At 49.1% G+C, this 4,031-nt stretch carries 2 protein-coding genes and 2 tRNA genes; all 4 read left to right on the top strand.

The annotated features are described in order from the left end of the window. The first annotated feature begins 62 nt into the window (after positions 1–62). The 4 genes from HKN88_06905 (at position 63) to HKN88_06890 (ending at position 3,988) form a co-directional block, all read left to right on the top strand. Positions 63–2,237 carry a hypothetical protein gene (locus HKN88_06905; protein NNC97785.1) on the top strand — a complete coding sequence of 725 codons (2,175 nt, stop codon included), beginning with the start codon at positions 63–65 and terminating at the stop codon, positions 2,235–2,237. Positions 2,238–2,269: 32 nt separating this feature from the next. After that, complete coding sequence (gltX, locus tag HKN88_06900) at positions 2,270–3,664, top strand: glutamate--tRNA ligase (protein NNC97784.1); 1,395 nt, start codon at positions 2,270–2,272, stop codon at positions 3,662–3,664. A 123-nt stretch (positions 3,665–3,787) separates the two neighbouring features. Further along, positions 3,788–3,863, top strand: a tRNA-Ala gene (locus HKN88_06895). Positions 3,864–3,912: 49 nt separating this feature from the next. Continuing rightward, a tRNA-Glu gene (locus HKN88_06890) sits at positions 3,913–3,988 on the top strand. Positions 3,989–4,031: the final 43 nt, after the last annotated feature.

The raw sequence follows: 4,031 nt of genomic DNA, 5'->3' as shown, positions 1-4,031 counted from the left end.
TGGTAGAAAATTACGATGCTTTAATTTCAGATTGTTTGGCCACAAGAGAGTACCAGGCAGAAGTGGCAGAGTTAGAGCCCTTTGGTTATGACCTGTTCTCAGGCGTACCCACCACATTTGCGCCGGTCACGGAAATTCCTGTCCCGCAAGATTATGTTTTAGGGCCCGGGGACACCATTAAAGTGTTTACCTATGGCAATGAAACCGGTAGCAATGCGTATACCGTTGACCGCAATGGCGTGATCACGGTAGAAAAACTTGGGCCTATAGTGGTCGCGGGTCTGGATTTTTCTGAAGCCAAACAAGCCATTGAAGATCGCTATGCAACCACAATGATCGGGGTTAAAACCAATGTGACCATGGGTGAGCTGCGGTCGATGCGGGTTTTTCTGTTGGGGGAAGCGGCTAATCCGGGCTCCTACACGGTCAGCGCCTTATCCACCATCACTAACGCGCTATTTGTTAGTGGCGGAATCAATAAAATTGGCTCCTTGCGAAATGTGCAATTAAAACGCAATGGCAAAACTGTAACCACGCTGGATCTCTATGATCTCTTGTTGCGTGGAGACACACGCAATGATGTGCGCTTACAGCCGGGCGATGTTATTTTTATTCCGACGGTGGGGGACCAGATCTCGGTGTTCGGTCAGGTCAAGCGTCCGGCGATCTACGAGATCAAACGCGAACATCATCTGGATCAACTGATTCAATTGGCCGGTGGGGTGTTGCCCGAAGCCTACGCGCAAAACGTCAGTATCACGCGATTTGCCAATAACAGCGAAAAAGAAATATTGAATGTTGATCTGGCCACGCGTCCTGGACAACAAGTAAAAGTCAAAGCCGGAGACTTTGTTGAAGTCAGTGCGGTGCTTGACGAGATTGGCAACTCGGTGGAGTTACTTGGACATGTGAAACGTCCCGGGGTTAAAGCCTATTCTAAAGGCATGCGCCTGACCGATCTGCTGGGCAGTCGCGCCAATCTGAAAAACAAGATTGACTTGAATTACGGTCTGATCCGCAGACTCAAACCACCTGCGAATGATATTGAAGTGCTTAGCCTTGATCTAAGCCAGGCGTATCGCGCACCAGGCAGTAATTTTGATGTGGTGCTGAAACCTGAAGACAAGATATTCCTGTTTGAAAAAGGCGTGAGTCGCGAAAGTACCATTTTGCCCTTGCTTTTGGAGCTGGAACAGCAATCGGGTGATAAGGAAAAATTACAACAGGTGTCTGTGGGTGGCCGCATAAAAGTCCCGGGCAGTTACCCGATGCAAAATGTCATGACCGTAATGGATCTTGTTAGGGCGGGGGGCGGTTTGTCGGATGCCGCATATCGACTTGAGGCAGAACTGAGTCGTGATGATTTGAACGAAAATTACGAGCTGGTGAAAACGCACATTAATGTTGATCTGGAACGTTTACTGGCAGGCGATCAGTCAGCCAATCTGCAATTGCAGTCGAGAGACCGCCTGGTCATCAAGGAAGTACCCAACTGGCGTGAGAATAATGCAGTAGAGATCTTGGGTGAGGTACAGTTCCCGGGTGAATACACCATCAAGTCCGGAGAGACATTAGGCCAATTGATGCAACGCGTTGGCGGATTGAGTCCTAATGCCTTCCCGCAAGGGGCCTTGTTTATTCGTAAATCCTTGCAAGAAAAAGAAAATGAATATTTGCAGTCTTTGGCCAATAAACTGGAAAAAGACATTACCTTGTTGTCGATCGAGAAAAACACTGAAGCAGTTGAACTGGGCGCAAACTTGCTCAGCCAATTACGCGAGACCGATGCAGTAGGACGATTAGTCATTGATCTGAATTCGGTGATCGCCAATGTCGGACATGAATACAAAGACGTGATCTTGCAAAATGACGACAAGTTATATATTCCTGAAAAAACCCAGGAAGTCACCGTGATCGGCGAAGTTCAGTTCCCAACCTCGCATTTGTATGACGGTCGCAGCTCACGAAATGTCTACTTGCAACGCAGTGGCGGCTTTACCGCCAAAGCAGATGCCAAACGTGTGTATGTTGTGCGTGCGGACGGCAGAGTGGTGAATCGCGAATACAGTTCTTGGTTCTCGCAAGGCGATTACGCCGATATCAATCCGGGCGACACCATTGTGGTGCCATTGAATGCAGATAGGGTCAGACCATTAACTTTATGGACCAATGTGACCCAGATCTTGTCGCAGATCGGTATTTTTGCTGCCAGCGCCAAAACCGTCGGCATCTTGTAATTTTTATCTAAATCGCACAGGAACTGTTACCAATGACAGTCAGAACCCGTTTTGCCCCAAGCCCGACCGGGTTTTTACATATCGGTGGTGTACGCACCGCATTGTTTGCCTGGTTGTACGCCAAGAAACACAATGGGGTGTTCGTTTTACGCATCGAAGACACCGACAGAGAGCGTTCTACCGAGGCCTCGGTACAGGCCATCCTGGATGGCATGCAATGGTTGGGCCTGAATGCCGATGAAGGGCCTTTTTACCAAACGGATAACTTTCCACAATACAAGAAAGTCATACAGCAACTACTCGACCAGGGCGATGCCTACTATTGTTATTGTTCCAAGGTGCGAATTGATAACTTGCGTGAACAGCAACGCGCGAATAAACAAAAACCCCGTTACGATGGGCACTGTCGGCAACTCAGCGAGCCGGTAGCCGGTGTTGATCCGGTGGTGCGTTTCAAAAACCCCGTCGAAGGTGACACAACATTCCTCGACCTAGTCAAAGGCGAGATCAGTGTTGCCAATGCGGAATTGGATGATCTGATCATCGCGCGTTCGGATGGCACGCCGACTTACAATCTTACTGTGGTCGTCGACGATCGTGATATGAACATTACCCATGTGATCCGTGGTGACGATCATGTCAACAATACACCACGCCAGATCAATATTTATAAAGCGCTGGATGCCGCGGTACCCGAATTTGCCCATTTACCCATGATCCTGGGCGCAGATGGTTCGCGCTTGTCCAAACGCCATGGTGCGGTGAATGTGATGGCCTATAAAGAAGCGGGCTATTTACCCGAAGCCTTGTTGAATTACCTGGTCAGACTTGGTTGGTCGCATGGCGATAAAGAACTCTTCAGTCGCGAAGAAATGATCGAGTTGTTCGGTCTGGACGACGTGAATAGGGCGCCGGCATCTTTTGATCCTGAAAAATTAAACTGGATAAACCAGCAGTATTTGAAACAGGCGGAAACCCCTCGCTTGACGGGTTTATTGATCGAGCATTGGCAAGGCACTTCTTTAAACACCGATCAGGGCCCGGATCTGGGTGTTGCCATTGACCTTTATAAAGAACGTGCCTCCACGGTAAATGAGCTGGGAGAGTATTTGCAGGTTTTTTATCAAGATACAGTAACTTATTCCGAGAAGGCACTAAAAAAGAACTGGAAACCAAACAGTCAGGAATTATTGGCTGCCGTTTATCAGCAACTGGAAACGCTTGAAATCTGGGATCTGGACAGTATCAGCGCTGTAATCAAGGCGGTGGTATCCGGTAACGAAGTGGGTTATGCCAAGGTTGCTCAGCCCATTCGCATCGCGGTACTGGGGGATACGAACTCTCCCTCTATTGATGCAGTGCTTGCATTGGCGGGGCGCGAACTGGCCCTGAAACGCATTGCGACCGCATTAGAACAGTTGAATTGATACTTTCCTGGCACATAAAACAAGAATATTTCCCTGAAAATGCCGCACTCAACGCTATAGAGCAAAAAAATCAAGCAATTCATTGACATGCCAAAACAGCTCAGTTAAAGTGCGCGCCTCTGCGGGGCTATAGCTCAGCTGGGAGAGCGCTTGCATGGCATGCAAGAGGTCGGCGGTTCGATCCCGCCTAGCTCCACCAAACACCTTCTCGGTACCGCAGAAACAAGGTCGCAAGACCAATGTCCAGGGTCCCCATCGTCTAGAGGCCTAGGACTCCGCCCTTTCACGGCGGCAACAGGGGTTCGAATCCCCTTGGGGACGCCACATATAACAAAACCTCGCTTCAGTAGAAGTGGGGTTTTTTTAT

The organism is Gammaproteobacteria bacterium, assembly GCA_013001575.1.
Lineage (GTDB): Bacteria > Pseudomonadota > Gammaproteobacteria > Steroidobacterales > JABDMI01 > JABDMI01.
This window is presented reverse-complemented; position numbering and strand designations above follow the sequence as displayed.

Excerpts from the sequence above, each read along its gene's own strand:
- gltX (NNC97784.1), top strand. The coding sequence starts at position 2,270 with ATGACAGTCAGAACCCGTTTTGCCCCAAGCCCGACCGGGTTTTTACAT.